This window comes from Arthrobacter sp. MYb227 (assembly GCF_002975435.1).
In the GTDB taxonomy this organism is placed as follows: Bacteria; Actinomycetota; Actinomycetes; order Actinomycetales; family Micrococcaceae; genus Paeniglutamicibacter.
This window is the reverse complement of record NZ_PCPT01000003.1, coordinates 270,980-296,132: the sequence shown is the minus strand read 5'-3', so window position 1 is coordinate 296,132 and position 25,153 is coordinate 270,980. Positions and strand designations below refer to the sequence as shown.

The following is a 25,153-nucleotide window of genomic DNA, read 5'->3' as shown; positions in this document are numbered from 1 at the left end:
CCTGCCAGGAATTTTTAGCTAACCGGGTTCGATCTATAACCCTAAACATCTGTGGCTTACTGTGAAATGTCGCAAACGACCGGTCATGGCCGATAGCTCGCTCCGTTCTTTCACGCTTGCCAACCCCAGTGCGTATTCTTCAGCGTGATATTTCTCCAGTACAGCTAAAAGGCCTTGCACAAGTGCTTGACCTGCTCAGGCTCCCAGATGCCCGCGGGCATCAAGATCTTCGGCTGCCATGAGTTCGGCCAGCGACATACCCGTTTCTATCTTGGGCGCGGTGGATGAAGCGCCAAATTCAATATTGCGAGTCCTTGTCGGGTCACTGAGATAACCGGGGGCAGGAAGTACTGATTTTTCCGATAGGTCCCAGGCCGCCAACGCTTGCAGGCTAATCCCCCGCGGCCCGGTGCGCCGGGTCAGCCCGTGGATCAGCAATAACCGGGTGGAGAAAAGCAACGGGCTGCAGCGCTGCTGGGCCTCGTGGAAGAACGTGGCATCCACGCACCCTGTGCCGTCATCAACGGAAATGAAAACCACTCGACGCCCACCACGCATGGGCGGAGTTTGCGTGGCAACCCGCACCCCGGCCACCAGAACCTCGGTTCCATTGCGCATTGCCAGTAGATCTTCGGCATGCGACACCCCAAGCGTTGCCAAGAGCGGCGCATAGGATTGCATCAGGTGTGCGCTGACATCCACGCTGAGCAAATCAAGCTCGGTGCGCACCACCTCATCCAACGGAGTTTGCGGCGCACCCACCTGCATCATCGAAATATCCAGGTCCCCCAGCGGCAAGGCCAATTGTCCGGGCAGTGGCCGATAGCGTTGTGGAATCGGCTTGCGTGTTCGTCCACGTAGGTGCTCCATCAAATCCGCCCGATTGCCGCGCCCGGCCTTGGCCTGTAGCGAGTCAAAAGCACCGAGTGCCGCAAAGTTATTCAGCGAGGTTCGGCTCAGCCCGGATCGATCACGCACATCGGCAATCGATGCGTAGGGTTGCCCCGCCAACACCCTGGTGATTTCTCGTTCCGAAACCCCGCGGATCCCGCGCAGGGCAAGCCGAATCCCGAAGCGTCCGGGCAATGCCGCACCCACTGCCCGCGGTACCACCGGCATCCGAGCAGGAGGAAGTAACCCATCAAGCTTCTCAACCCGGTAGCTGGCATCCGAGCGGTTGATATCCAGCGGCAGGATCGCAATTCCCATGCGTCTTGCCTCGGCTACAAGTAAACGCTTGGGATACATGCCCGGATCGTGTTCCCAGATCCCGGCCAAGAACGCCTCCGGGTGGTGTGCCTTCAGCCAGGCCGAATGGTAGGTGGGCACGGCAAAGGCTGCCCCGTGGGCCTTACAGAAACCAAAGGACCCAAACGCGGCAAGAGTCCCCCAGACCTCGTCAATGACTTCGAGACTGTACTGACGATCATGTGCCGCGGCTCTAAAGAATGCTTCAACCTCGGGTTCGGACCTACTTCCCAGCAGGCGGCGATACACATCGGCCTTGGCCAGCGTGCAGCCGGTCATAATGCTGAAGATCCGTAGCACCTGTTCGTGAAAGACCGTGACTCCGTGGGTCTCGGCGAGCGCTGGTGCGAGGTTGCGGTGAGGGTATTTTTCGGGTGCGAATCCGTGGCGGTGTTCTAGGTAGGGGGCGACCATGTTGGATTTCATGGGTCCGGGGCGGAAGAGGGAGATGTCGATGATGAGGTCGTTGAATTCGGTGGGGGCGAGTTTGCCGATGAGTTCGCGTTGTCCGGGTGATTCGATTTGGAAGCAGCCCAGGGTGTGGGTGGATTGGATGAGGTTGTAGGTTGGTTCGTCGTCTAGTGGGACGAGGCTTAGGTCGATGGTTCCGTTGGGTGAAATGTAGCTGGGGATCTGTCCTGAGTGTTTGTTTAGGTGTCCGCCTGCCGTGGCAACGGCTTGGGCGTTGGGGTGGATGCGTTGGATTTCGGAAAGTGTGTGGCTGATGGCCGATTGCATGCGTACCCCGAGGATGTCGAGTTTGATCAGTCCCATGGGGTCCATGTCGTGTTTGTCGTATTGGCTCATGGGGAGGTTGATGCCGCTGGGCTGGACGGGGGTGCGGTCTAGGAGTGTGTTGTCAGAGAGGATGACGCCGCAGGGGTGCATGGAGATGTGGCGTGGGAGTCGATCGAGGCGTTCGGTGAGGTCTACGAGTAGGTCTAGTTGTTTTTCTGTGCCGAGGCGTTGGGCGAAGGGTGCGAGTTCTGGTTTTTCTTCTAGGGCTTGGCGGAAGGTGGCGGCGGAGAAGCGCCAGAGTTGTTTGGCGATTGAATCGATGTCTGTCTCTTCCATGCCGAGGGCGGTGCCTGCGTCGCGTACTGCTCCGCGGGCGCGGTAGCCGTTTTGCATGCTCATGAGGCTGACGCGTTCTTTTCCGAAGCGGGTGAAGATGTGTTGGTAGATGTCGTGGCGTCTGGCTGATTCGACGTCGATGTCTATGTCGGGGAGGGTTTTGCGGTCGCGGGAGAGGAAGCGTTCGAAGAGTAGGTCGTGGGCTAGGGGGTTTACTTGGCTGATACCGGTGAGGTAGTTGACCAAGGATGAGGCGCCGGAGCCGCGGGCCGCGGAGCGTATTCCCATTTTTGTGATCATGTCACTGACTTCTGCGACCGTGAGGAAGTAAGTGGCGAAGCCGAGGTCTGTGATGGTAGCTAGCTCTTCCCCTAGGCGGTGGCGTAATACCGGGTCGTTGGCTTGATCGGGTAGTAGTCGGGTGATGCCTGCTTCTGCGCGGTTGGCGAGTTCTGTGTTGGGATCTCCGGTGATGCCGATGATGTGGGCTTCGGGGACTACGGGTATTGACCATCCGGTGTCTTGGATGGGGTCTAGGCGTGCCCAGTCGGCGAGCGCTGCGGTATTACGTAGCAGTGTGGTGGCAAGGGCTGGGTTGGTTGCGTCCCTGGAGAGTTCTTGGGCGAGGTTGTGCATCTCCGTTGTGGTTTTGAGCCAGCCTTGTCCGTTGGGTTGGATGTCATGGAGGGTTTCGAGGGAGCTGAGTGCGCGTGCGGAGTCTAGGACGTCTGCGGTGGCGGCTCCGTCTGGGTCTGCGTAGCGTACGGCGTTGGTGAGGACGGGGGTGATGTTTAGTGTTTGGGCACAGCGGAGCATACGGATTGCGTGTGAGGTGCTCAGGCGTTGGCCTGGGGTGTTGAGGTGGGTGACGATCTCTACATACAGCGTTTCCGCTCCTAGCTGGGCACGCCAAGCGTGAAGGAGGTTTCGTGCGTGGGTGTAGTTGCGGTGAGCGGTTGCTTGGCCCACGTTGGAGTTGGGTCCAAGCAGGATGGCCAGCTGGGGTTCACCATTTGCATCTAGGGCATGTGTTTTGAGTTCGTTGAGCATGATGCCTACGTGCCCCTTGGCGACTCCTGTAAGGGTTTGTGGTTGGTGTGCCGCTGTGATGAGTTTGCATAGCGCTTTATAACCATTCCCCTGACTATGTCCCTTGGCGAGTATGGTGATCCGTCCGCTCACGTGTAGGGGTGCGGGGTGAGTGTGCGGGTTTGGCTGTTCGGTGGCAGGTTCGAGGACGGCTAGGTCCACCCCTAGGATTGGATCTATTCCATGTTTGATGCAGGCCTTGAGGTGTTTGATACTTCCGTAGAGTCCGTCGCGGTCGGTGATGGCTAGTGCGTCGGCTCCGTCGGCGAGCGCTGCTTGGACGAGGATTTCGGGCCAGGAGACTCCGTAGTGTGCGCTGAAGGCGGAGGTGACGTTCAGGTGGGTAAAGCTCATGAGCGTTTATCCCCCTTGGTGATGGTGTGCCTTCCACTCCCCGCGTGGTGGCATTTTGTGGGGGCTTCGGTTCGAAGTGAGTACCGTGTTGGCGTTTTTCGAAGCGGTTCGTCCGTGTGCCGGCGGGGCTAAACCCATCATATTAGAATGCGCGTTCGAATCAACTTGGTTTAGAAGATGTTTTCGAATCATTTGCATTCCGTACAAGGATTTGGGTCTCTGGTCAGGGGTTATACGGTTCCCATGAGTTGAGTCACGATTATTTATCGTGCATTTTCGAGCCGCTCGAGTGCCACGAGGTAGGCCTCGGTGTAACTGGGGAATTGCGCCACCTGATCGCGTAGCGTGGCCAACGGGATTTGGCCCCTAATGGCAAGAGCCGCATAGTGGATCCATTCGGCGGCCTGTGGTGCCATGGCCCAGGCTCCGATCATGACCTGACGTTGGACGTCGATGAGTATGCCCAGATCTCCTCTCGGATTTTCTTCATAGGTCCCGGGGCGGGCAATGGCTTCGGGAATGTTGACGGTGAGGTATTCGCTCTCAATGTTGAGCGTGTCCGCTTGTTCACGGGTTAGCCCAACGGCCGCGATTTCTGGATTGCTGAAGACTACTCTGGGGATTCCTCCATAGTTGGCTTTCCGCTCTTTGCCCAGGATGCAATCGGCCACGACGCGTGCCTGGTATTTGGCTACATGGGTGAAGGGCATGATTCCCGTGACGTCCCCGATGCCCCACAGCCCGTCGGCCGCCCAGCAATGCTCATCGACCTGCATGTTGCCCTTGTCATCCAGCAACCCTCCGGCCCGTGCGATACCCATAGAGTCGGTGCGTGGGCGGCGTCCGGTAGCGAAAATGGTCGCGTCAACGCTTAGCTCGCTTCCATCATGCAGTTTGAGGACATTTACTTCCCCGCTACGCCGCGCACTGATAATCGAGGTATTGGTGCGCACATCTATGCCGGCTTCACACAAGTAGCCTTCGGCGAGCGCAGCAGCTTCGGGCTCTTCACGCCCCAGCAGTCTTGCGCTTCTGTTGAGCAGCGTGACTTGGACGCCAAATCCGCTAAGGAAGCTCGCGGTCTCCAGCGCCACGGCGCTACCGCCAATGATTGCCACGGATGCCGGCAATGCTTTGAGGGTATAGACCTCACGGTTACCCCAGAGGGTGATTTGGTCACTGCCGGGGAATTCTGGAATCAGCGGCACTGTACCCGTGGCGACAATAATGTGGTGACTAAGGTATCGGATACCGCTCGCACTCACCGTTCCGGGGCCGGCAATGCTTGCGTTGGCGCGAACGATGGTTGCCCCGCGATCCTCATATCCCTTGAACTGGGCGCTGTCATCGAGGTGACGGGCCATGTAGTCGCGATATTCGCGCGCCTTATCCCAATCCAGCGTTATGGCTCCAACCCCCGCGGCTCGGGCAGCTTCGGTGCGTAGCTCGGGGCCACGCAAGACGGTTTTTGAGGGGATGCATGCCCAATAGGCACATTCCCCGCCAATGAGCTCGGATTCAAACATCACTACTTTTTTGCCTGCGCTCAGCAGTCTGTCGGCAACCACTTCGCCGCCGGGTCCCAGACCAATGATTGCCGCATCAAAGATCTCTTGCATCTCATCGACTCCTAAACCTTTGTGAGCCGCAGGTTCTTGGGCTCTGCGTTTAGCGTTGCATTTCCTTACCCGTTCGACCAGAGGTTGGGCTCAAGCACTTTCCTGATAGGCGTCATAGATTCGAATCATGCGCCACCTCCCGGTCTCGACCTGACGAGAAACCTCGAAGGTGCGCAGGGGTCCAACGCCGGCGAGTTTTACCTGCAATTGCCAGACCTCGTAGTCAACAAGCCCCGGTCCGCGACCGCGCTCCGCACGCAGCTCCTCGTTCCACCAGTTACGGCGCTGGAACCAACGCACGGGCTCAGCCGCCAACCTGTACTCTCGCCCCTGCCACCGCATGCGTAGCGGAACCCCCGCAGGTGTGCAGTCAACTTCGATCGACTGAGTAAAAATTCCCACACATCACCTCTCACTCGCCCAGCGTCCTTTCGCAACCGATTCCGCCCGAAATAAGTTTCGGAAAGATGGTGCACGTGAGGCCCGGTGGCGTACTCAACCATTTTACTAGAACGTACGTTCTATACAAGTGAGATTAGAACATATCTACGACACTTGGGTGTGGTGAGGCTATTTTTGACGACTTCTAGGGCATAGACTCATAATCATGAGCAGCACAAACTCACCAATGATCACAGCTTTAACCCTTGGCGTGGCAGATATCGAACATTCTTACGATTTCTACGTCACCGGACTGGGGTTCCGTGAAATCTACTACGCCCAAGGAGAGATTCTCTTTCTCCAAGCGGGCCACGGACTCATGCTCTCACTATGGAACATCACCTCGATGCCCAGCGAATACGGAGATATTGGGCATGGGCCACAGGCACCCCCGCTTTCTTTGGGGCACAACACCGAAAGCGTTGCACAAGTAGAAGCGCTCTACGCCCGAGCCATGGCCGCAGGAGCAACCTCCATTGGCGCGCCAACCACCAGGGAATGGGGTGGCACCAGTGCTTGTGTTGCAGACCCGGATGGGTTCCGCTGGGATTTCGTGCATAACCCAAGCTTCACCATCGATGACACCGGCCTTATTACCGGCGTCTAACCTCAAGACACTCACCACAGAAGGGAAACTTTGTCCCAGCCATGCACATCTCAAGCCTTCCCATCCGCCGCATTGCCGAACGGACCATGAATCCGGCAGTTCGAGACCAATGGCCAAATACCATGGCCCCGGTTCGGCAACTGCTAGATGAAGGATTGGAGCCGGGAACCGCAACGGTTTTAGTGGGCGAAAATGGTTCCGGAAAATCAACGCTGGTCGAGGCAATTGCCGTCAGTTACGGCTTATCCCCCGAGGGCGGGTCAACCGGTGCGCAACACAGCACCCGGGTGACCGAATCAGGACTTGATGAAAACCTCCAGATCCTTCGAAATTCTGGTGCAAGCCGGCGCGGATACTTCTTGCGCGCCGAAACCATGCACGGACTCTACACCTATCTTGAGCAAAACCCCGGGCGGGGCCCCGAACCAATCTTTCACGATATGAGCCATGGCGAATCGTTCCTTGAACTGATCATTGATCGTTTCAAAGAAGGCGGTCTGTGGGTCCTTGACGAGCCGGAATCAGCGCTCTCCTTCTCCGGCTGCCTAGCACTTGTCGGAATCCTCAAAGACCTCATGGCTACCGGGGACTCTCAAGTAATTCTCTCCACACACTCGCCGCTGCTGGCTGCGCTACCCGGTGCCACCATTTACGAGGTGGGGCCCTGGGGCTTGCGGGACACTGAGTGGGAAGATCTAGATCTAGTGTCCCATTGGCGTTCATTCATGAACGTTCCAGAACGCTACCTTCGGCATCTCTAAAGGTGCTGTTTCTAGCGTAGGCCGCTAGTCGGACGGATTTTAGGCAGAGTCCAGCACACTAGCTACCTCCTATCGATTAAGAACAGCGGAAGTTAGTCAGTCTTCTTCTTCGTCCCCCTCAAGATCAGGGTCGTAGTCCGGTGGCACCGCGCCACCCTCACTGCCCCACTTTGAGCTTTGAACATCGCTGACTGCGCGTTCATCGGTATTGTGTGTCAGGTGGTGATGCGGGTGTTCGGGCTGATCCTTCTTCTCTTCACTCATAGTGCCAACGCTAGACCTTTTCATCACATTTCGGCAGGGCTAGTGGAACCAGCTAATGCACCGTGCCCCCGGTACAACTATGCCGTTTCCCACACCGTCCACCTGTGGCGCAAACCCCAGAATCTTTGCTACGGTGATCCCATGCGCATCGATTCCCGATTTATCTACCCCCGGCTGATTGCCAGTCGTGGGTACAGATTCATGCGCACCTAGCATTCGCTGTCTCCACTGCTGTCGGCCGGGGGTATCCCCCATTCAACGACACTGACCTACCCGGAGACACCATGACTACCCACAGCTATCTCAACGCCGATGAACTTCACGAAGCTTTAAGCATTCGAGATCTCAGCAATCCGGCCCACGGCCCACATGCAATGCAAGAACTCCTGCACAGCGTCACCCAGGCACTGCAACAAACCTGGAACTGTACCGCACGGATCCTGCGCAACCCACCAATCGTCTCGGTAAGCGATAACTACGATCACCTGCGTTATGAATCCACTGACGTGACCCGCGCTCGCCGGTACACCCGCTATGCAAGTCCCACCACCATGCTGCGCAGCCACACCTCGGCAGAAATCCCCGCGGCACTCAAAAGCTATACGGGACGCGCCGAAGTTGATGAACTGCTCGTGATCCCCGGTTTGGTTTACCGCCGCGACGTGGTCGACAGTACCCACGTGGGAGAGCCCCACCAAGTAGACCTTTGGCGACTTCGCTCCACACCGGATTCAACACCCCAGGATCTAGCGGAAATGATTGCTTGTCTGGTTGAGGCGGTATTGCCCGGGGCACGTTACAAGACCACCCCGGCAGTGCACCCGTACACGATCCACGGACAACAAATCGATGTATTACACGATGGTCAATGGTTAGAACTTGCCGAATGCGGGCTCATCCACCCAAGGGTTCTTGAACTGGCCGGATTAGATCCACGGCAGTATTCGGGTCTTGCCTTAGGCATGGGAATGGACAGGGCACTGATGCTACGTAAGTCCATCCCGGATATTCGTTATTTGCGGGCCACCGGCGAGCGCAGTGCCCAGCAGATGTTGGATCTTGAACCGTGGAAGCCGGTTTCCTTGTTGCCTGCGGCGCGCCGCGATATTTCGGTGGTGATCAACGCGTCCGAGGATGAAGAAACCCTGGGCGATGTGGTGCGTGGCGCGCTGGGCGAAGATGCTGATCTTCTCGAGTCCGTCCAGCTTCTGTCACGTATCTCGTATGCGGATCTTCCACCCAGTGCCAGGGAACGGTTAGGGCTTGGGTTGGATCAGGATAATGCGTTGATTCGCCTGACGATTCGTCCGCTTGAAAGCACGCTGACCTCAAGCCAGGCCAATGAGTTGCGAAACCAAATTTATGTTGCGGTGCACAGTGGTCCGTATGCGGAGATGATCTAGCGCCAAAGGATTATGGAAGCTTGTTTCCCGTTTGTTCGGCAGCGTCGGATGCGACGGTGCCGAACAAGTGGGAAACCCGTGTCTTCTCCCCTACGTTATGGATCTAGTGACTCAACTCGATGAGTTGGGCACCTGCAGCAGCGATCTACAGACGATCCTTCCTTAACTGCCGACTCCGTGGTCACCTAGGCCGTGTACCGCCAATGGTCAACGCTTTGCCGGGAAGCTCGCCGAATTCTGGCACTGCTACCCTTCCAGAAATCTCGGACAGATTTTCGGTGGCGAGCACCGAGCACGGTTGTCTGATCGCCCTTTCGGCTGGGGGTGGTGATCTGCGAGGAAGCAATCATGTATGAGATTTCTACAGCAAACCGGGTTTAGGAATGGTTATGTGCCTCAATCAAGCTGCCATTTGAGCCCAAGTAGATCAAAGACGCCGCACATCTCGTGGTGAACTTCGTTTTCTTCCTGGATCTCCCTAAGTAGCGGGGAGAGCTTGGTGTCCGGCGATCGTTCGAAAATTGCCCACAATTTCAGGTCATCTCCGTGCCAAGAGGTAAAGGCGAGGCATCCAGATCCGTGCTCTCAAACACTCACACTGCAGCGCACTGCACGATCTAACCTAACGCCGTGAACGCGCGAGCCGCGGCCAAAACCTTCGGAGCTACATCGTCCAGCAGCCCTTCTCTCAACAGCCGTGCAGGCGGGACATCGTCTAGCTGCGGGTTCATACCTTGAAACCAAGCTTGGACGGTGTTTCTGGCATCATGTTCAGCAAGCAGGGCCGCAACGTGGTAGGTGTAGCGCAGGCGTTTCATGACCTCGGCAGAGGGCGTCCTTTCACCGTCGGCCCATTGGCGCATAGCACGGGTTTCCTTGACGGACCCGATGTAGGCCACGAGCTTGGCTCCAAGGATGTCCCGGAGGTGCGTGACTAATGAGACCTCGTCCAGACGGACGGAATCCTGATAGGCCTGTAGACCTCCCCGGGCCCCTGCATCGGTTTTCACACCTCATTTTCCCTGATCGCCTATTCCAATCAATGGTTGATTCACAGGCGAAATCACCGGCAAGTTCACATATTCTGAGTACAGCCGTGCGTCAGGGCCACGGACGACAGCATGGCCGGATTCCCTTACCTGTTGGCTGTACGCTCCCAGCTGGGTTACCGAATGGCCGAGCACCTTCCGAAACCGATGTCAGGAACTCAAGTCGCGGCGCCTCAGACGCCAAGTACCGTGGCGCACAGTTGACCGAGCTGCATGCCATGGGCAGCAAACGGACGGTGGACTGTTCGACAGAGTTCGCCGGAACCCTCAAAGGACACTTACCCGGCGTTCAGTGCGCAAGCATGGCCAGGGCGTAACAGGGAAAACGGTTCCTTCGCCCCTACTAGGGAGCTGGAGGAACCGTTACCTAACGCAAATGCGCTTAGCCCTCATGCAGGCACAGCACGTTGCCGTCTGGATCCTTGAACCAGGCTGCCTTCTCAGATTCCAGAACGGCGATATGGTCGGTGGTCTTCAGACCCGGCAGGTCGTAGTCCTCGAACACCACACCTTGCTTAGCAAGGTCACTGATCATCGAGGCAAGATCCTTGACTTCGAAACTCGCGGTGGTGTGCATAGAGGGCGTTGCTGCCGGATCCTTCAGGAGCTCTAGGGAACCGGATCCGGCGAGGGTGAAGACCAAATTTCCACTTGCGGCTTCTCCTTGGAAGGGAAGACCAAGGGATTCTTCGTAGAACTTCCGTGAGCGCTCGCCGTCGGTCACGGGAATGATGGTTGTTAGTGGGCTAGCTGAGAGAGACATGGGAGGTGCCATTCTCGAGAGGGAGTAGAACCCTTCAATTTTACTTCCGCACCCGGGGGAAAGAGCCTTTCGTTGACATATTCCAAGACATAGACTGGGTGCGAAACCATCCAGTGCAAGGACCAAATCCTATGAGCATCCCCCAGCCGCCGGAACGTCCATACCCACCGGCCGAACCCGATAGATTGCCGCCAAGTCATCCGGACCCTACGCATGAACCGGATCCTGAACCCGAACCGATGCGACCGATGCCGGATCCGAACACTCCGTATCCCCCGGCACAGCCCGATCCGACGGTTCCGTATCCACCCATACGGTAAGACGACACACCAGAGGTGTGGTTCATAGCGTTGGGGGTGCCTTGCTTTTTGGCAAGGCACCCCCAACATAGCTATTACTGAATTGTGGCTGGCTTCTGGCTTAGGCCTGCTGTGAAAGTCTGATCATGTTGCCCGAGGGGTCACGGAAGGCGCAGTCGCGTGGGCCCCAAGGCTGTTCGATCGGTTCTTGGAGCACCTCGGCCCCGGTGGCACGCACCTTTTCAAAGACTCCGTCCAGGTCATCGGTGCTAAAGACGGTCATGGGCATCACGCCCTTGGTGAGTAACTCTTGGATCAGGTCCCCGTCTGCCGGCGAGCGCCCAGCGTGTGGATCCGAGAGTACGATTTCGAGTCCCGGTTGGGTGCTGGTACCCAGGGTAACCCAGCGATGTTCTCCGGATTCGACGTTGCTCTTGACTTCTAAGCCCAATCCGTTGCTGTAGAAGACGAGGGCTGCGTCGATGTCGTTGACGGTGATGTGTGAGTACTGCAAGGAAATGTTCATATCCCAACACTAAGCCGCAGTGCTTGCGGTGTGCTTCTTGAATCCTGCTCAACTTCCCATCACCGCACACCCTTGCAAGCGGGCTGCGGGTAGCACTGTTACCGGAAGCTCAATAAGCTGGCATTTTGGTGTGTTGAGGCCGAGTGACGGTCTTGGCAATACAAGCGGGCATGGCTTCAACCGCCGGGTGTTCCCGTAACCGATAGGCACTGGGGTTTTCGCCGGTGATCTGGGTGAAGCTTGTACTGAAGGATCCCAGCGAGGTACAACCAACTTCCATGCATGAATCGGTGACGCTGACCCCGGCACGTAGTAAGGCCATAGATCGTTCGATACGCCTGGTCATCAAGTACGCATAGGGGCTTTGACCGTAGGCGGCCTTGAACTGTCGTGAGAAATGTGCCGGGGACATGAGTGCCTTAGCTGCCATGGTTGGCACATCAAGCGGCTTGGCAAATTCCTTGTCGATCAGATCTTTGGCTCGGCGCAGTGCGGTGAGTGCGTCGAGCTCGTGTTGTTTCATGGTTTCGACAGTAGCAGTGCCCGGCCCAGCAGTGGGTCTTCGGTTCTCTGCTTACTTGACATCGGTGCGTCCCACTACTTTGGGGTCTTGGGCTTCCCCGTTGCGCCGTGTTAGCTCTAGCGAATCGTTCTCCCGCGTTTTCATACTTGGATTGATTGTCCCGCAGCCTGCTGAGCGACCTGCTTGAGCATCGTGGTCGCCTTGAACCGTGCTGGCTTCGCTGCGCAAAAATACGTTTTCGGGAACAGGCTCGGTATATACGTATTTCCCTCCGCGCAGGGCCGAGGCAAGCGCCGCGATCAAACAGACAATAATCGCAAAACCAAAGGCAACGCTAAGGCCTTGGGCGAATGGGCCGGAAATCAGCGTTGGGAAAAATCCCCTGCCCGTGAGGTAGGAAGCATCTGCCGGCGGAAGTGATTGCAGGGTACTGGGTCCCAACAAAGATTGAACTGGGTTGTAGCCAAGCAGGGAAGCAAAGAGCACCGAGACCGGTGGAAGACCTGCCACGCGGGAAGCGTCCGCGGCACTCACTCCGTGAGCGGTGAGCCCGGCGCTGAGAGTCTGCGGCAGGGTGGCGGCAAGTCCGGTGATCATCAGGGAGAAGAACACCCCAATGGAGAGCACCATTGCAGAGTTTTGGAAGGTAGTGCTCATCCCGGCACCAACTCCACGCCGGTTTGGCGGCAGGCTGTTCATGATTCCTGCCCTGTTGGGAGCGGCGAATAGCCCCATGCCCAAGCCGTTTGTCAGCAGTGCTAGGGCAAAGGCCCAATATTCGAAGTCAACGGGAAGTAGTAATAGCCACCAGAAGCTCAGCGCCGCAACCAGCATGCCACCGGTGGCGAGTGTTCTGGCTCCGTGTTTATCCGAAAGCCATCCGGAGAGTGGTCCTGCCACCAAGAATCCTGCGGTAAGCGGCAACATGTAAATACCTGCCCACAGCGGGGTGGAGACAAAGTCGTATCCGTGGCGCGGCAACCAGATACCTTGAAGCCAGATGATCAACACAAACATCAATCCGCCACGGCCAATGCCCGAAAGTAGACTGGCTAGGTTTCCTGCGCTAAATGCCCTGATTCTAAAAAGTTTGAGGTGGAACATGGGGTCGGTGACGCGGTTTTCAACAATGCAGAAGAGAACAAGCATCAAGAAACCACCGATCAGTGCGCCAAGGACCCACGGGTTGCTCCACCCCATGGTGTGCTTATCGTAGGGCTGGATTCCGTAGGTGATTCCTACGAGGACCGCGATCAGTCCGATCGCGAAGGTGATGTTTCCCAGCCAGTCCAGTTTTGCGGGTTGACGTATCCCTGTATCGTGCAATTTCAGGTAGGCCCAAACGGTTCCAAAGAGTCCAACCGGTACCGATACCAAGAACACCAAACGCCAGTCAATGGGGCCCAGCAGCCCGCCTATGATCAGCCCCAAGAATGATCCGGCAATACCTGCCACTTGGTTCAGTCCTAGGGCGAGTCCGCGCTGTGTGACGGCAAAGACGTCGGTGATGATTGCCGTGGAGTTTGCCATGAGCATGGCACCGCCCACGCCTTGGAAGATACGCATGATGATCATCCACAACACACCGGCGGTTCCCTGCATCCAGGTCAGGGCAAGGGCTATGGAGAAAATTGTGAATATCGCAAGGCCTGCGTTATACATTCGCACGCGGCCAAACATGTCCCCGAGACGCCCGAAGCTGACCACCAGCACCGCTGTGACAACCATGTACCCCATGATGAGCCACAACAAGAGGCTGGTGTTTCCCGGTTCGAGTGGGTTGATCCCAACCCCACGGAAAATATCAGGCAGGGCGATGAGAAGAATTGAGGCATTGATGCTTGCCATCAGGACACCGAGGGTGGTGTTCGATAAGACAATCCACTTATAGTGTGGTGCGGCGATTGCCTGATCGATATGGGCTTGCCGTTGTACGGTGATAGCACGTGCCTTTTGCAGCATCACGGCCATCAGCCTCCCTTCCCGGACATGCCGGGATAGATGCCTAAATGGTTGCTTCTAACAACCAATTATAGTCGTGTGGCACCATGCGGGAGGTTCCACGCGAGGCGCTTTTTCGATGCATAGCTCCTGCACAGAAAACGCCATTGAAACACCAAAAGAACGCTATGAAGCTACGCCAGTGCCCACCGATTCTTGCTCAATCACGTGGTCTTCAAGTGCATCAGTTTTCCGCGCCCCGGTCCGGGTGGCACCAATTCCGGCCACAATCACCAACGCAATGCCTATCATGGCGGCCGTGCGTGGAACCTGATGCAGAATCAAGAACCCCACCAACATCGCGATTGCCGGTTCCAAGCACATCAAGGTGCCAAATGCAGCAGTCGTCAAACGTTGCAACGAGAGAATCTCCAAGCTGAACGGAATCACCGGTAAGAGCAATGCCAATCCAAATCCAACAAGCAATGTTCGCAGATCTATCTGAGCAATGGTTGCCGGACCTACCACCAATGTTGCAACGATTGCAGCAACCGGCATTGAAATGCCCAGGGCACCGATCCCATCCACCGCATCCCCGGCACGCTGCGTCAACAACACATAAACAGCCCAACAAACGGCAGCACCCAAAGCAAAGAGCACACCGGTTAGATCCGCGGTTCCATTCCAGGGCTCGGTCAGCCCCAGTACACCAGCAAAGGCAACAACAGCCCACCAGCGCCCGGCACCACGGCCCTGGAATACTGCCACCGCCAGCGGGCCAAGGAATTCAAGGGCGCTCGCCGTCCCCAAGGGAAGGGTTTGAATAGCCATCATAAACCCAAGGGTCATCCCTGCTGTCGCCACACCAAGAAGCGCACAGATTCCCAAGGTGGCCTTGCTAAAGCGCTGTTTCCAGGGTCGTGCGATCGCAAGAATTATGACGGCTGCCCAGGCTAGGCGCAACCAACCAACTCCCTCCGGACCAATGCTGCCGGCCATGGTTGCCGAGACGGCAAGCCCCAGCTGTACGCAACCCATGGCGGCAAACGCCATGAGGGAACCAATGCCGGCGGAGTTCTTGGTGGATGTTGGTGCGATGCTCATAATTCTCAAGTTGACACCATGTCCTTCATTCACGTCCACGCGAGAATTGACGATATACCGTTCATAAATCATGGACAATAGGTGAATGGACACCCGTCGCCTGCGATATCTTCACGAACTAGCTCAGCTCGGTTCCATGCGCGCCGTTGCAGATGTGCTGGAAACCACCACGTCAACCGTCTCCCAACAGATTGCCGCGCTTTCCAAGGAAACCGGTGCTCAACTGCTTGAACCCGTTGGGCGGGGTGTGCGGCTTACCGCTGCGGGGCGCCGACTAGCCGAACATGCCCGGAAGATCCTTGCAGCCGTTGACGCAGCACAATTAGACCTTGATCCAAGTGCCGAGCCATCGGGCACACTTCGAGTTGGCGGTTTTGCCACAGCCATCAGAATCACGTTGATGCCAATCATCAAGGAGCTCTCAACGCTTCACCCGGCCGTAAACATAGTGGTCTTTGAACACGAACCCGCCGAAGCGCTGAATCAGCTTGGCGTCGATGATCTCGATCTGGCACTCACCTACGACTACAATCTGGCACCCGATCCCCCGAACCCTGGAATCGAGAGCATCCAGCTGTGGAGCACTCCCTGGGGCTTAGGAGTTCCGAGCCAAGATGCCGAATCACTTCGCACGGCCAAGGACCAACCCGATGCCGCGGGAATCTTTGCTACATTCAAGGAACGAAATTGGATTGGTAACTCACGCAATATCGCCGATGAAACTGTCCTGCGGCTGATTTCCTCCATGGCTGGCTTCCAACCAGCCATGCGTCACCAATCCGACAGTTTAGATTTGGTAGAGGACTTGATCTTGGCCGGACTTGGTGTGGGTCTCTTGCCAGAAAATCGTCCGCCACGAGAAGGAATTACCATCCTTCCACTGCACAACCCGGATCTTCATTTGCGTTCCTTCGCACGAGTTCGTGCCGGGCGTAGCGCATGGCCGGCCTTGCGCTTAGTTCTCGATCGAATGGGCGCATAGTGCTTGTCCCATACAGGCATTCCCGTCCTCCAAAGAGTCTCCAGATTGCTCCGTGAAAGAATCCAAGATATGCGGAATATCAAATTAGCTGGCCAGCTCATCTGTCACAACAACGCCGAAGCTGCCCTCGTGGAAAAGCACCTGGCTCGGCACATTGAACTAACACGTGCCGAGCCAGGGTGCCTATCGTTTGAGGTGGTACTAACTGAAGATCCGCTGGTGTGGAATGTGGCAGAGCGTTTCCAAGACGCCGCTTCTTTTCGCTTCCACCAAGCACGCGCGACGGCTAGCGCTTGGGGACGGGCAACTGCGGCCATCAAACGTAGCTATACGGTCACGGGTCTCTATAGAACAGACAGTAAGAGCCCCGTGGAGAAATAACTGCTCGTTCTTCCACCACCTGTATCCGCGGTTTATGGCCGGCGAAAAGTTTCTTACACTGCTCGCAACGCAAAGAAGATGAAACTCAGAAAAGATGTTCGATCTTTGAACTGTGGTGGAACAATCTCCGCCGGTGCGTCGCTCGAATATGGAGGCTCGCTAATCGTTTCAATCTGGAATCCAGCCTTGCTAAAGGCGTCAGTCATGGCGTGTAAGGGGCGATGCCAATACGTCAAGGTGCCCGGTTGGCCGTTGAATACGTGCTCGTCCGAATACCGGGTGGGTTTGAAATAGTCGGTGCCGGGGTTAGACCATGGGTAAAGGATCGGATGATTCACCGACATAATGAGCCTGCCACCAGGCTGCAAGACGCGACGGATTTCTTCCAACGGACCTACCCAGTCCTCCAAATAGTGGAAGACCAATGAAGCAACCACATCGTCGAATGAATCATCAGCATAGGGTAGCGACTGGCTCAAATCAGCGACGCGTAAATCCGTCTGATCTCCAAGCCGTTTCCTTGCAAGATTGATCATCTCTTCACTGGCATCAAAGCCGCTCACGCGGGCGCCACGTTCGGTGAGCGCCTGAGCTAGTGGGCCCGAGCCACAGCCAGCGTCAAGGATTCGATGGTTGCTGACATCTCCGGCCAGTTTTAGCACCGCGGGCCGTTCATAGAAGGCATTGAGCAGACTGGTTTCGTTTTCTGCCGAGTACGCTTCGGCGAAAGTGTCGTAATTCGTGTCCTGCAACATCTATGTTTTCCTCCGAAGTCCTGAGCGAATAATTCATGAGCATAACAGGCTGACCTCAGCGTTTAGCTACAAGAGAGGTCCCACCGGCCAAACGTTACGACCCGGAGATCTTGACCACCGATGACGTAGCTACCTGCAGTTATGCGGCGACTTTTTGCTTCTTCTCGGCTTCACGAACACGGCGGGAACTACGCAATTGCGTTGATCCCAGAGCAAGGATTGCCGTCAAAACAAGCAGGACCGAGCAAAAAACTAGCGCAACCCGGGCGCTGGTGAATTGTGCCAAGGACCCCAGCATAAAGTTGCTCACTAACAATGGCAGGCTCTGTGCGATCGCCACGACAGCTTGCACCCGCCCCAGATGCGTTAGTGGGGTTCCACCAAGCAAAAGCGGGCCAATATGGGTGCTGAAGAGACCCACACCGAGGCCAACCAGCGCGCCGGAAGTAACCAACAATGCTTGCCCCGGAAGCGTCGCCAGTCCCAGAATTCCCACAGCGGCGATACCAAGACCGCCGCATCCGGCAAGCCCGGGCTGAGTAAAGCCTCCAGTGAGCAGAACCCACAAGGCAACGATCGCTGTAAATGCCGTAGATACCCCATAGATGAGACCCACATGGGTCGCTTCCCAACCTTGCTGGCGGGCCAGTACCGGAAGAAGCAATGAAAGTACCGGCAGCAAGAACGCGGCGCACCCAATCAGCATCAAAAGCCCTGGCCGCAAAATGGGGTCAGTGAGCGAAATGCGTAATCCTTCCAACGCTGCTTGGCCAAACTTTGCCTTCTTAGTTTCAACCGGAGCCGGCTCGATTTGTTGCACGCCATTTGTGGGACGGATAAGCAAGAGAATCAAGAACATCACGGCATAGGCCGAAGAGTTGACGATAGCTGCGGCAGCAATTCCCACGCTTGCCACCACGAAGGCACCAATCGGTCCGCCCACAACTGCCGCTAGCTGAACACTGATTTGCCTTGCCGACATGGCTTGGGCAAGTTTTTCATCGGGCACGAGTCGTCGCGGCATAGAACCCGACGCTGGCATATAGAACGCGTCGACCGTGCCCATGAGAATTGCAACTAGAAGCAGTAGCCACGGGCTAGGACCCCACACTAACAAGGCGCCGGCAAAAATACCGGTTACCAGTGTCATGACTGCATCACCGCAAAGCATCACACGCCACGCACCCACTCGGTCAACAACCGCTCCACCGAGCAGTAACAGCAGTGTGCGTGGGAGGTTAATTGCTGCAAGCACTAATCCGGCAAACGCCCCGCCGTATCCAGCCGCAACCCAAGCCATCGCAAAACCAAGAATTTGGGTACCCAGAGAGGCAAGGCTCAAGCCACCGAGCCAAACCCAAAAGCGTGTAGGAATGGGCAGTGCCGAAATTTGCGGCCCCGGCACCACATTCATGGTTTGTCTCGGCGGATCGGCATCAGGATCGAAAAGGCTCCAGGCTTATCTGTTCGACGAATGGCTAATGGAGCAAACTGTCCATTTATTTCCAAGCTCAGCTGTCCACTACCTGCTGCCTCAATAGCTTCCGAAAGATACTGTGCCTGCAGGAGCAGGTGTTGTTCACTGCGTGCTTCGTCTTGAGAACCAACCAGAAGCTCACCATCGGCGTCAATCTCTATCAGCCAGCGTTCGGCCACAAGGTCTTCTCCAAGTGTCTGGCGTAGCCATTCACGATCCACCTCGGCCCGGCAACCTTCCTCAGGGAACGTTGTGAGGTGCGTCAAATCGGGGAAGTCGACATCTAACAGCCGGCAGGTCAAGGTCCCTCCGCCAAGAACGAGGTGAAGATCATCGGCGAATGTCAGGGTTACTTCACCTTGAGGTTGAAGGAATTCGTTCAATTCCTCTACAGCTGATTTTGCTAGAACCTTTCGAAGCGTGGATACTCCTGTGGCCGCTTCCATGCTGTAGAACGCAGCACGGAAGCGGTCCGTTGCACTCACGTTCAAGAACCCCTCCGCTGCTTCAAAAAGAATTCCATGCAATGCGGGGAACTGCTCGTCATCCCCCATCGCAAAACGCACCGAGCTCAAGGCAGCTCTCAGCTCTTGTGAACTTACCTTAATCTCTGCGCTGGCCTCTACGCCCTCATCGGTCCCCCAGCGGGCCACGATTTGGCCAACCTTTGCCTTGGCCGAAGTCAGTCCCTGTTCAAGGCGAACCACGTGTTCGGCAAGAACTTCTCGCAAAACATCTTTGTCATGATCGGGCGACAGAATCAGAGAAATTTCGGGCAGTGCCAAGCCCACACGGCGCAGGACAGCGACCAACTCGGCAGTATGAATTTGTTCCTGTGAGTACCAGCGATACGCAGTTGCTGGATCTACCCACGCCGGCACCAGCAGACCCACACGATCATAGAACCGCAGGGCGCTTACGCTTAACCCGCTCTGACGTGAGGTATCACCGATACTGAAGAGTTCGTTTTCCATACCCTCAATAATGAGCCCTCAACCCGCTTGAGGGTCAAATGGTGAACCAGCCCGGTGAAAGTCCCAGAGATGCACGGAATTCCTGTGCTGAGGAATGCTCAAATTTGTATAGCCCACTTCTAAAAGATGATTTCTAGGAGCACCAAAGAGATTCGCAGTCGTCAGCTTAGGGTTGAAGCATGCTACTTCTCGTGGATTTGGATAACACGTTGATCGACCGCGCCTGGGCGTTTAATTCATGGGCCGCCAATTTCGTTTGGTCGATCGGCCTACCCGCTCCGGAGGCAGAGTGGCTTATTGAAGCTGACCGTGATGGCTATGAACCCAGGGACTCCCTGGCCCGGCAGATCAAAAGTCGATTTGAAATAGACATGGCACTCGAAATTCTCGTGGACAAGCTTCTCTATGAACATGTGGATGCCATGACCCTTGGGACTTCGACAAAGCATGCACTCGCGAATGCCAGAGATGCTGGCTTCAAGATAGCCATTGTCACGAATGGAACGGTCTCTCAACAAACGCTCAAACTCCAAAAAACTGGTCTTGGCGCATACGTGGATGCCGTCGTCATCTCCGAAGCCGAAAACGTTAAGAAACCAGATCCCGCAATCTTCCGTATTGCGGCTCGTCAGCTAGATACCGAATTGGACGGTGGTTGGATGGTCGGTGATCATCCAACCGCAGATATTGCTGGTGGCCAAGCAGTTGGTCAAGAGACAGGCTGGGTTTCGCGCGGCATGGCATGGCCAGCAGAAGCCGTAGTTCCCACTCTCAGCGCGGGCACTGCGGCCAAGGTCGTCGAAGAAGTTGTTCGTCGCTTGCAATAACGATTCCTTCCGCACCACTAGTCCGTTGGCTTCTCGGCCGAGCGCCTTCCTCTGATATTTCGGCCTGTTTTCTTCTGGCGTTCGAAACCTGCAGGGAGTAACCAGTCGATTACAAAGAGAGCCAAGATTAGTGAAAAACCGACAATCCCTACGGGCAGGAATACATCACGAGCTAAATTCGGTTCCCAATACTCGGGGTCTCCCACTCCGACTGTCCACAATGGATCGACGGTATCGATGACGTACGCTACGGTGTCGCCAGGGTGAACCTCAAGAGTGTCGAGCGCTTCGCTGTGTCCAAGCGTGAATCGATTTCCATTGGATTCAACCACGTACTCCGTGGGTCCCCGAAAATGTTCACGTACCTCTACTACCGTGGCGACTTGTCTAGGTGCTGTCTCCACCAGATTCTTATACTCAGCCGATGTATCTGAACCGAGAAAAACAGCACTTACTGCCAGCGCAGGCAGCCCGAGAGCAATAATGACGGCAAGAACACGCCGGAGCACTAGTCGCATCAATTGAACTGATACAGATGGGGACTCTTTTTCACTTCTCCAGTCTAGAACGCGACTCCATGTCCAAGGCATCTCGGAAAACGACACGTTCACAACATCATCAGACGAGAGCATTGACCCGCGTTCTATAGCTCTTGAAAACTAATTCAGCTCTCAGCCGCCGACAATCGAATCCGTCTCCAGCGCAAGATGTCTTTTCCCGCACTCATAAACCCGTGAATTAAGCTCCTACTACACCCGAACATGCGCCAAGCTCTGCTTGCAAGAAGGATAAGGTACTGCAGCGAATACGAGTGGGAACCAAAGCGCGGCGTTTCCAGTCCACCCGACGCCCACACCGTCGTCTCCGGAAAACGCCGAACATTCGAGGAAAAGGCCCAGAAATGGATCGCCCCCACTTGCATAGCCACGGAAAGTATCCCAAAGATCGCCTCTTTAATAGCAATAACGTCCAAAGTGAATAAGCCCGGCATCGAGTAGCTTCACGTTTCATGCCCCTCGGGTAGAGCAAATCCATCGACACAAAGGTGGCATCATGTAGTAGGTCGATTTGTTTCCCGTCTGGTGATTCGTTCCCAACGCTGTCGGAACTGCTCGCATGACAAACCAACGCCAACCTGATGTTTCGTTCGACTGCGCAGTACTGGATTCCACGTGAAAGGCACCTACTTGGCTCCGCCAAAGATGACCCGGTCCCAACGCAAGGCGAGCGCCGAGTTGCGTGAATCAAGACGAACCGCCGAACGGCTTCGGCGGCAACGTGCTTCATATCGAAAACGTAATAAGCCTGGAATTTTCACACGGTTATTGGGCGCGCTCCATTCATGGCACGTCGCCATTCGAGGATTCCTTCTTGTGCTGGTGGTGATCGTAGGAATCATATGGATTCATACGGAAAGCACCGCCGCCGAAGAGCATCGAATAGCCGATATAGCTCTGGTGCAGAGCGTTAAGCCCCAAGAAGCTCTCGTCGTGAATAGACCCTGGTGGTCAAATGGGAAAACCGAAACCACATACGTTGAAATACAAGGACAGCGTGTGCTTCTGTGCCACAGTGGCTACCCGGATGTTGGCCCGTCAGTAGGAAGCACAATTCAAGTGGTAGTGGATCCAGCGGATAAGTCACATATCGTTGCGACCAACTTTGACGACCCGTATGTACCCACCGACTTCCTTGATTACTTAGTATCGTTTATCCCGATCGGTCTCATAATTCTTTTTTCGTTGACCGGCACGTACTTGATCGCGTTTCTTTTCCTAGGGCCGGAGCTGCTGGCACTTACACGTAAAGTGCGGAAGAAGTTTCTGCCGAACTGGAAGAAATCAGACAACACCTAGTGGCCCCCTAGGCCCAAAAACTTCAAAGACGGTGCACCATAATAGAGCTTGGGGCGCTTCGGGTGCGATGCCGCCCTTCAGGTATGAGTCACTGACGGCGCTCTGTGGCTACCAAAGCTCATCAGCGATTCCGTCTCCAACGTTGTAAGGCCAAAAAGCGCTGAAGTACGGCCAGCTCTTCCCTTTTTGGGATGGTCGCTGATGCTGGAACGCCAGCGCACATTTACCAACAAACTGAGTTAAACGCTGCTCATCGTTGCTGGAAATAGCGCACGAGGTGTGCCTCGCGAATTAGGGCCGTCGCGATGCCGGCGGTGATCCACCAAGCAGCCGCGGCAGCACCAACAACACGGGCACCGGCAAACCAAGCCGCCAGCAACGGATCGGGATTTTGCCATGCGGCCAGGAAGGCAAAGGTGCTCAGCGCGATGACGCACGCCGGTACCAGCCAGATCGTCGTCTCGGCAAGGGTGACGCCGACCAAATCAGGGCCGGTGACCCCGATGTGCCGTGCGGAGGCAAGCTCAAGTCGACGAAGCCTGACACTGGTCAGCGCGAGCACCGCCGAGATCGCTGCGGCTGCGATGGTCAGCTCCGTGAGCGGCAATGCATGGAACGCTTCTGGCGGGTTGAAGATGCGGCCAAGGCTTGAGTTCCATTGCACGGCCTCGCTGGCACCGTGGTTTGCGGTCACGGGGATACTTAGCAGCTCAAGGGGATTGCCCGCCGGTGGCCAGAACCGAACCCAACAGGAATCAAAGGCATTCTGATCCGCCGCGATACCGAGCGCTGCCCCGCTAAGTGTCGCATCCCGCCCATCATCGGGATGTTCAAAGGTTCCGGCTATCGGAACCTGTTCCGCGCCGGTTGCCAGATAGGTGCCCGCCGGTACTCGCCCAATACCCAAGGATGCGCCAAGTTCCGCATCCACGATCAGCCCGGCACCCGGGATACCGGGAATCCCCCAATCAACTTCGCCATCCCGGGCGTGACCTCAAAGTACGGGGATGGCAAATCCGGCAACGTGGCAAATCGAAGTGCTTCGCCGTTGCGGCTCGCCCCGGCCTCGTCGACACCGTCCACGGAAGCCAGTGCGTCACAGGCTGCGGGGTCCCAATAAGGGTTGGCCCGTACGGGCGTTCTAACTCAGCACAGAGGACTTCGAGTATCAGTGCAGTCCTCGTCAGAAGACAAACCAAGACCTTAGCCGTCAGCTCACTATCGAGATATTTGAGCTGAGATTCACCGGAAATTTCCCCGCAAGTGGTTCGACCCGAACGGTCAGGGGTCCACGAGCTGATTTAGATACCTTGGTGGGGAACCAGAACCGGTCCTGCTGCACAATGATCAGGAGGCCATCGTGGCTGCCCATCGAGGCGAAAGTGCTGGAAAGATCATAGTAGTTGGGGATGGCTAATTCTTCGGACAGTGTTGCCACGCTGGCCAGCACGTCCTCCACACCAATTCCAACCTCGCTGATGGACAGCATGTGCGGATTTCGCCCACGCTGGGAACCGTGGACGCGTCAGCGTCGCGGGCGATGAACTCCAAGATGATGCCTTCGGGTCCCAAAAAATAAAGGGAGCGGGATTTCCAGTCATCCGAGCCCAAGATGACATCTGAGCCATCCGATTGGAGCAGGGAGACGCGTCTGGCAAGCCACTCGTGGGCTAGCTCAAACTCCGCGGGCAGGATTCCAAAGGCAAGGTGATGGACACCGTCAAAACTTTCCCCCATGTTCAGCGTCAGCGTGCTTGAGCCGATGTTGACCTCCGTTCCAGCGGGTGTAGATTCGACCGGCAGTAGCAAAACATCGCGGTAGAACTTCCCCGCCTTCGCTAGGTCACTGACGGTGATGGAAACGTTGAGAATTTTCATTTTGGAACTTCCTTCTCATAGAAATGAGTTCTAAAGGTGTACTTTTCAGGTCAGATGATTCTCGAGCCAAAACTTCCAGCTAAAAGCATCCGGAGTGATTCGTGCGGTAGCTGGATGCTTGCGTTTCGGCTTGAGTTTCTTCCCTCGCGGAACAGTCTCCTCAGCAGCCTCAATCTTCGGCTTTTATCACGGGTGGAGATTACAATCTGCATCGGGGCTTGTTCACTATTCCCCGCGGTAGTGGCTTCGCATCCCTTGTGGATCAATATGGAGGTCATGGTTTTCCTTGAGCCCGAGGTCGTACGCACCATCGAACTAGGTAAAGCTAGCTTGAGGTCAAGCTGGCGGCATGCAAACATGGGCATATGACCCACGTCACACCCGGAAGCCTCCTGCCCATCGGCGAAATCGCAAGCAGGACAGGCTTATCGGTACCCACAGTGAGGTATTGCGAGTCCCGCAACTTGATCACCTCTGAACGGACCGCCGGCAACATGCGAGTCTTTCGCAGGTATACCCTGCGGCGATTGGCCGTCATAGCCGCGGGACAACGGGCAGGGCTGACCTTGGCCGAGATTGCTGAAGCCCTCGCCGGACTCCCCTCGGATAGGGCCCCGACCCAAGACCAGTGGCATCAGCTCAGCACGCACTGGGCACAAATGGTGGCACGAAGAATCCGCCAGCTTGAAAAACTCCAGGGGTCACTCGATGACTGCATCGGCTGCGGTTGCCTCTCCCTGAAGAAGTGTCACCTCTTCAATCCGCGAGATGAGGCGGCATCCGAGGGCCCAGGTTCGCGCTGGATGCGAAAGAGCATGGAATACGACGAAGATACGGATTCATACGGCTGAAAACTGTCGCTTCTCGTCCTTGCATTGAGGAGACTTTACGGGACACCGCCCGGTAACGCCCTTCGGTATACGGGCAGGGAAGAGCTAAGCAAATGAGGGCTGAGTCT

The 25,153-nt window shown here is 56.2% G+C and carries 25 protein-coding genes; 8 read left to right on the top strand and 17 right to left on the bottom strand.

What is annotated here, in order from left to right:
* Window positions 1-195: 195 nt before the first annotated feature.
* The 3 genes from CQ018_RS08930 to CQ018_RS08920 form a co-directional block, all read right to left on the bottom strand.
* A complete protein-coding gene (locus CQ018_RS08930; protein WP_105549638.1) occupies window positions 196-3,765 on the bottom strand; it encodes a DNA polymerase III subunit alpha in 3,570 nt (1,189 codons plus the stop codon).
* Window positions 3,766-4,028: 263 nt separating this feature from the next.
* Complete coding sequence (locus tag CQ018_RS08925) at window positions 4,029-5,384, bottom strand: NAD(P)/FAD-dependent oxidoreductase (protein ID WP_105549637.1); 1,356 nt, start codon at window positions 5,382-5,384, stop codon at window positions 4,029-4,031.
* Between the two features lie 90 nt (window positions 5,385-5,474).
* On the bottom strand, window positions 5,475-5,786 hold the full coding sequence (locus CQ018_RS08920) for a hypothetical protein (protein ID WP_105549636.1): 312 nt from the start codon (window positions 5,784-5,786) through the stop codon (window positions 5,475-5,477).
* 205 nt (window positions 5,787-5,991) lie between these two features.
* Between CQ018_RS08920 and CQ018_RS08915 the strand changes: the two genes are divergently transcribed.
* Window positions 5,992-6,432 (top strand): VOC family protein, encoded by a 441-nt coding sequence (locus CQ018_RS08915; protein ID WP_105549635.1) that lies wholly within the window; start codon window positions 5,992-5,994, stop codon window positions 6,430-6,432.
* A 41-nt stretch (window positions 6,433-6,473) separates the two neighbouring features.
* On the top strand, window positions 6,474-7,193 hold the full coding sequence (locus CQ018_RS08910) for an AAA family ATPase (protein WP_105549634.1): 720 nt from the start codon (window positions 6,474-6,476) through the stop codon (window positions 7,191-7,193).
* Between the two features lie 96 nt (window positions 7,194-7,289).
* On the opposite strand, the gene CQ018_RS20060 is transcribed toward CQ018_RS08910, so the two are convergent.
* On the bottom strand, window positions 7,290-7,457 hold the full coding sequence (locus CQ018_RS20060) for a hypothetical protein (protein ID WP_181149813.1): 168 nt from the start codon (window positions 7,455-7,457) through the stop codon (window positions 7,290-7,292).
* 284 nt (window positions 7,458-7,741) lie between these two features.
* Between CQ018_RS20060 and CQ018_RS08905 the strand changes: the two genes are divergently transcribed.
* The gene (locus CQ018_RS08905) at window positions 7,742-8,860 is read left to right on the top strand and encodes a hypothetical protein (protein ID WP_105549633.1); all 1,119 of its coding nucleotides are present in this window, start codon (window positions 7,742-7,744) and stop codon (window positions 8,858-8,860) included.
* Window positions 8,861-9,477: 617 nt separating this feature from the next.
* On the opposite strand, the gene CQ018_RS08900 is transcribed toward CQ018_RS08905, so the two are convergent.
* From CQ018_RS08900 to CQ018_RS08875, 6 genes are all read right to left on the bottom strand, one after another.
* Window positions 9,478-9,870: a hypothetical protein gene (locus tag CQ018_RS08900; RefSeq protein WP_105549632.1), complete on the bottom strand. Its 393-nt coding sequence runs from the start codon at window positions 9,868-9,870 to the stop codon at window positions 9,478-9,480.
* Between the two features lie 421 nt (window positions 9,871-10,291).
* Window positions 10,292-10,672 carry a VOC family protein gene (locus CQ018_RS08895; protein ID WP_105549631.1) on the bottom strand — a complete coding sequence of 127 codons (381 nt, stop codon included), beginning with the start codon at window positions 10,670-10,672 and terminating at the stop codon, window positions 10,292-10,294.
* A gap of 420 nt (window positions 10,673-11,092) precedes the next feature.
* On the bottom strand, window positions 11,093-11,497 hold the full coding sequence (locus CQ018_RS08890) for a VOC family protein (RefSeq protein WP_105549630.1): 405 nt from the start codon (window positions 11,495-11,497) through the stop codon (window positions 11,093-11,095).
* Window positions 11,498-11,606: 109 nt separating this feature from the next.
* Window positions 11,607-12,020 carry a helix-turn-helix transcriptional regulator gene (locus CQ018_RS08885; RefSeq protein ID WP_105549629.1) on the bottom strand — a complete coding sequence of 138 codons (414 nt, stop codon included), beginning with the start codon at window positions 12,018-12,020 and terminating at the stop codon, window positions 11,607-11,609.
* Window positions 12,021-12,071: 51 nt separating this feature from the next.
* Window positions 12,072-13,982, bottom strand: a complete 1,911-nt coding sequence (locus CQ018_RS08880; RefSeq protein WP_105549827.1) for an MFS transporter — start codon at window positions 13,980-13,982, stop codon at window positions 12,072-12,074.
* A 165-nt stretch (window positions 13,983-14,147) separates the two neighbouring features.
* The gene (locus tag CQ018_RS08875; protein ID WP_258142473.1) at window positions 14,148-15,065 is read right to left on the bottom strand and encodes a DMT family transporter; all 918 of its coding nucleotides are present in this window, start codon (window positions 15,063-15,065) and stop codon (window positions 14,148-14,150) included.
* Window positions 15,066-15,150: 85 nt separating this feature from the next.
* Here CQ018_RS08875 and CQ018_RS08870 point away from each other — a divergent pair, with 85 nt between their 5' ends.
* Window positions 15,151-16,047: a LysR family transcriptional regulator gene (locus CQ018_RS08870; protein ID WP_105549628.1), complete on the top strand. Its 897-nt coding sequence runs from the start codon at window positions 15,151-15,153 to the stop codon at window positions 16,045-16,047.
* A 69-nt stretch (window positions 16,048-16,116) separates the two neighbouring features.
* Window positions 16,117-16,428 (top strand): putative quinol monooxygenase, encoded by a 312-nt coding sequence (locus tag CQ018_RS08865; protein ID WP_105549627.1) that lies wholly within the window; start codon window positions 16,117-16,119, stop codon window positions 16,426-16,428.
* Between the two features lie 53 nt (window positions 16,429-16,481).
* On the opposite strand, the gene CQ018_RS08860 is transcribed toward CQ018_RS08865, so the two are convergent.
* From CQ018_RS08860 to CQ018_RS08850, 3 genes are all read right to left on the bottom strand, one after another.
* Window positions 16,482-17,183 carry a class I SAM-dependent methyltransferase gene (locus CQ018_RS08860; RefSeq protein WP_105549626.1) on the bottom strand — a complete coding sequence of 234 codons (702 nt, stop codon included), beginning with the start codon at window positions 17,181-17,183 and terminating at the stop codon, window positions 16,482-16,484.
* A gap of 139 nt (window positions 17,184-17,322) precedes the next feature.
* Window positions 17,323-18,597, bottom strand: a complete 1,275-nt coding sequence (locus CQ018_RS08855) for an MFS transporter (protein WP_105549625.1) — start codon at window positions 18,595-18,597, stop codon at window positions 17,323-17,325.
* Entirely contained in the window at window positions 18,594-19,634 is a 1,041-nt protein-coding gene (locus CQ018_RS08850; RefSeq protein ID WP_105549624.1) for a MerR family transcriptional regulator, read from the bottom strand. Before CQ018_RS08850 ends, CQ018_RS08855 begins: the two co-directional genes overlap by 4 nt.
* A 179-nt stretch (window positions 19,635-19,813) precedes the next feature.
* On the opposite strand from CQ018_RS08850, the gene CQ018_RS08845 reads away from it, so the two are divergent.
* A complete protein-coding gene (locus CQ018_RS08845; protein WP_105549623.1) occupies window positions 19,814-20,461 on the top strand; it encodes an HAD family hydrolase in 648 nt (215 codons plus the stop codon).
* 17 nt (window positions 20,462-20,478) lie between these two features.
* Here the strand turns inward: CQ018_RS08845 and CQ018_RS08840 are convergent, their stop codons facing one another.
* Window positions 20,479-21,093, bottom strand: a complete 615-nt coding sequence (locus CQ018_RS08840) for a hypothetical protein (protein WP_146111864.1) — start codon at window positions 21,091-21,093, stop codon at window positions 20,479-20,481.
* A gap of 540 nt (window positions 21,094-21,633) precedes the next feature.
* Between CQ018_RS08840 and CQ018_RS08830 the strand changes: the two genes are divergently transcribed.
* Window positions 21,634-22,317: a hypothetical protein gene (locus CQ018_RS08830; protein WP_146111863.1), complete on the top strand. Its 684-nt coding sequence runs from the start codon at window positions 21,634-21,636 to the stop codon at window positions 22,315-22,317.
* A 250-nt stretch (window positions 22,318-22,567) separates the two neighbouring features.
* Here the strand turns inward: CQ018_RS08830 and CQ018_RS08825 are convergent, their stop codons facing one another.
* The 3 genes from CQ018_RS08825 to CQ018_RS08815 all read right to left on the bottom strand — a co-directional run bounded on the left by CQ018_RS08825 (window position 22,568) and on the right by CQ018_RS08815 (window position 24,195).
* Entirely contained in the window at window positions 22,568-23,248 is a 681-nt protein-coding gene (locus tag CQ018_RS08825) for a hypothetical protein (protein WP_105549619.1), read from the bottom strand.
* A gap of 279 nt (window positions 23,249-23,527) precedes the next feature.
* Window positions 23,528-23,755: a hypothetical protein gene (locus CQ018_RS08820; protein ID WP_105549618.1), complete on the bottom strand. Its 228-nt coding sequence runs from the start codon at window positions 23,753-23,755 to the stop codon at window positions 23,528-23,530.
* Complete coding sequence (locus CQ018_RS08815; protein WP_105549617.1) at window positions 23,731-24,195, bottom strand: VOC family protein; 465 nt, start codon at window positions 24,193-24,195, stop codon at window positions 23,731-23,733. The genes CQ018_RS08820 and CQ018_RS08815 overlap by 25 nt, the downstream gene beginning before the upstream one ends.
* 365 nt (window positions 24,196-24,560) lie before the next feature.
* On the opposite strand from CQ018_RS08815, the gene soxR reads away from it, so the two are divergent.
* Window positions 24,561-25,046, top strand: a complete 486-nt coding sequence (gene soxR / locus CQ018_RS08805) for a redox-sensitive transcriptional activator SoxR (protein ID WP_105549615.1) — start codon at window positions 24,561-24,563, stop codon at window positions 25,044-25,046.
* Window positions 25,047-25,153: the final 107 nt, after the last annotated feature.

What these genes read in the sequence shown, in the direction of transcription:
- CQ018_RS08930 (WP_105549638.1), bottom strand. Translation starts at nt 3,765, where the DNA reads ATGAGCTTTACCCACCTGAACGTCACCTCCGCCTTCAGCGCACACTAC.
- CQ018_RS08925 (WP_105549637.1), bottom strand. Translation starts at nt 5,384, where the DNA reads ATGCAAGAGATCTTTGATGCGGCAATCATTGGTCTGGGACCCGGCGGC.
- CQ018_RS08915 (WP_105549635.1), top strand. Translation starts at nt 5,992, where the DNA reads ATGAGCAGCACAAACTCACCAATGATCACAGCTTTAACCCTTGGCGTG.
- CQ018_RS08910 (WP_105549634.1), top strand. Translation starts at nt 6,474, where the DNA reads ATGCACATCTCAAGCCTTCCCATCCGCCGCATTGCCGAACGGACCATG.
- CQ018_RS20060 (WP_181149813.1), bottom strand. Translation starts at nt 7,457, where the DNA reads ATGAGTGAAGAGAAGAAGGATCAGCCCGAACACCCGCATCACCACCTG.
- CQ018_RS08905 (WP_105549633.1), top strand. Translation starts at nt 7,742, where the DNA reads ATGACTACCCACAGCTATCTCAACGCCGATGAACTTCACGAAGCTTTA.
- CQ018_RS08895 (WP_105549631.1), bottom strand. Translation starts at nt 10,672, where the DNA reads ATGTCTCTCTCAGCTAGCCCACTAACAACCATCATTCCCGTGACCGAC.
- CQ018_RS08890 (WP_105549630.1), bottom strand. Translation starts at nt 11,497, where the DNA reads ATGAACATTTCCTTGCAGTACTCACACATCACCGTCAACGACATCGAC.
- CQ018_RS08885 (WP_105549629.1), bottom strand. Translation starts at nt 12,020, where the DNA reads ATGAAACAACACGAGCTCGACGCACTCACCGCACTGCGCCGAGCCAAA.
- CQ018_RS08880 (WP_105549827.1), bottom strand. Translation starts at nt 13,982, where the DNA reads ATGCTGCAAAAGGCACGTGCTATCACCGTACAACGGCAAGCCCATATC.
- CQ018_RS08875 (WP_258142473.1), bottom strand. Translation starts at nt 15,065, where the DNA reads ATGAGCATCGCACCAACATCCACCAAGAACTCCGCCGGCATTGGTTCC.
- CQ018_RS08870 (WP_105549628.1), top strand. Translation starts at nt 15,151, where the DNA reads ATGGACACCCGTCGCCTGCGATATCTTCACGAACTAGCTCAGCTCGGT.
- CQ018_RS08865 (WP_105549627.1), top strand. Translation starts at nt 16,117, where the DNA reads ATGCGGAATATCAAATTAGCTGGCCAGCTCATCTGTCACAACAACGCC.
- CQ018_RS08860 (WP_105549626.1), bottom strand. Translation starts at nt 17,183, where the DNA reads ATGTTGCAGGACACGAATTACGACACTTTCGCCGAAGCGTACTCGGCA.
- CQ018_RS08855 (WP_105549625.1), bottom strand. Translation starts at nt 18,597, where the DNA reads ATGAATGTGGTGCCGGGGCCGCAAATTTCGGCACTGCCCATTCCTACA.
- CQ018_RS08850 (WP_105549624.1), bottom strand. Translation starts at nt 19,634, where the DNA reads ATGGAAAACGAACTCTTCAGTATCGGTGATACCTCACGTCAGAGCGGG.
- CQ018_RS08845 (WP_105549623.1), top strand. Translation starts at nt 19,814, where the DNA reads ATGCTACTTCTCGTGGATTTGGATAACACGTTGATCGACCGCGCCTGG.
- CQ018_RS08840 (WP_146111864.1), bottom strand. Translation starts at nt 21,093, where the DNA reads ATGCTCTCGTCTGATGATGTTGTGAACGTGTCGTTTTCCGAGATGCCT.
- CQ018_RS08815 (WP_105549617.1), bottom strand. Translation starts at nt 24,195, where the DNA reads ATGAAAATTCTCAACGTTTCCATCACCGTCAGTGACCTAGCGAAGGCG.
- soxR (WP_105549615.1), top strand. Translation starts at nt 24,561, where the DNA reads ATGACCCACGTCACACCCGGAAGCCTCCTGCCCATCGGCGAAATCGCA.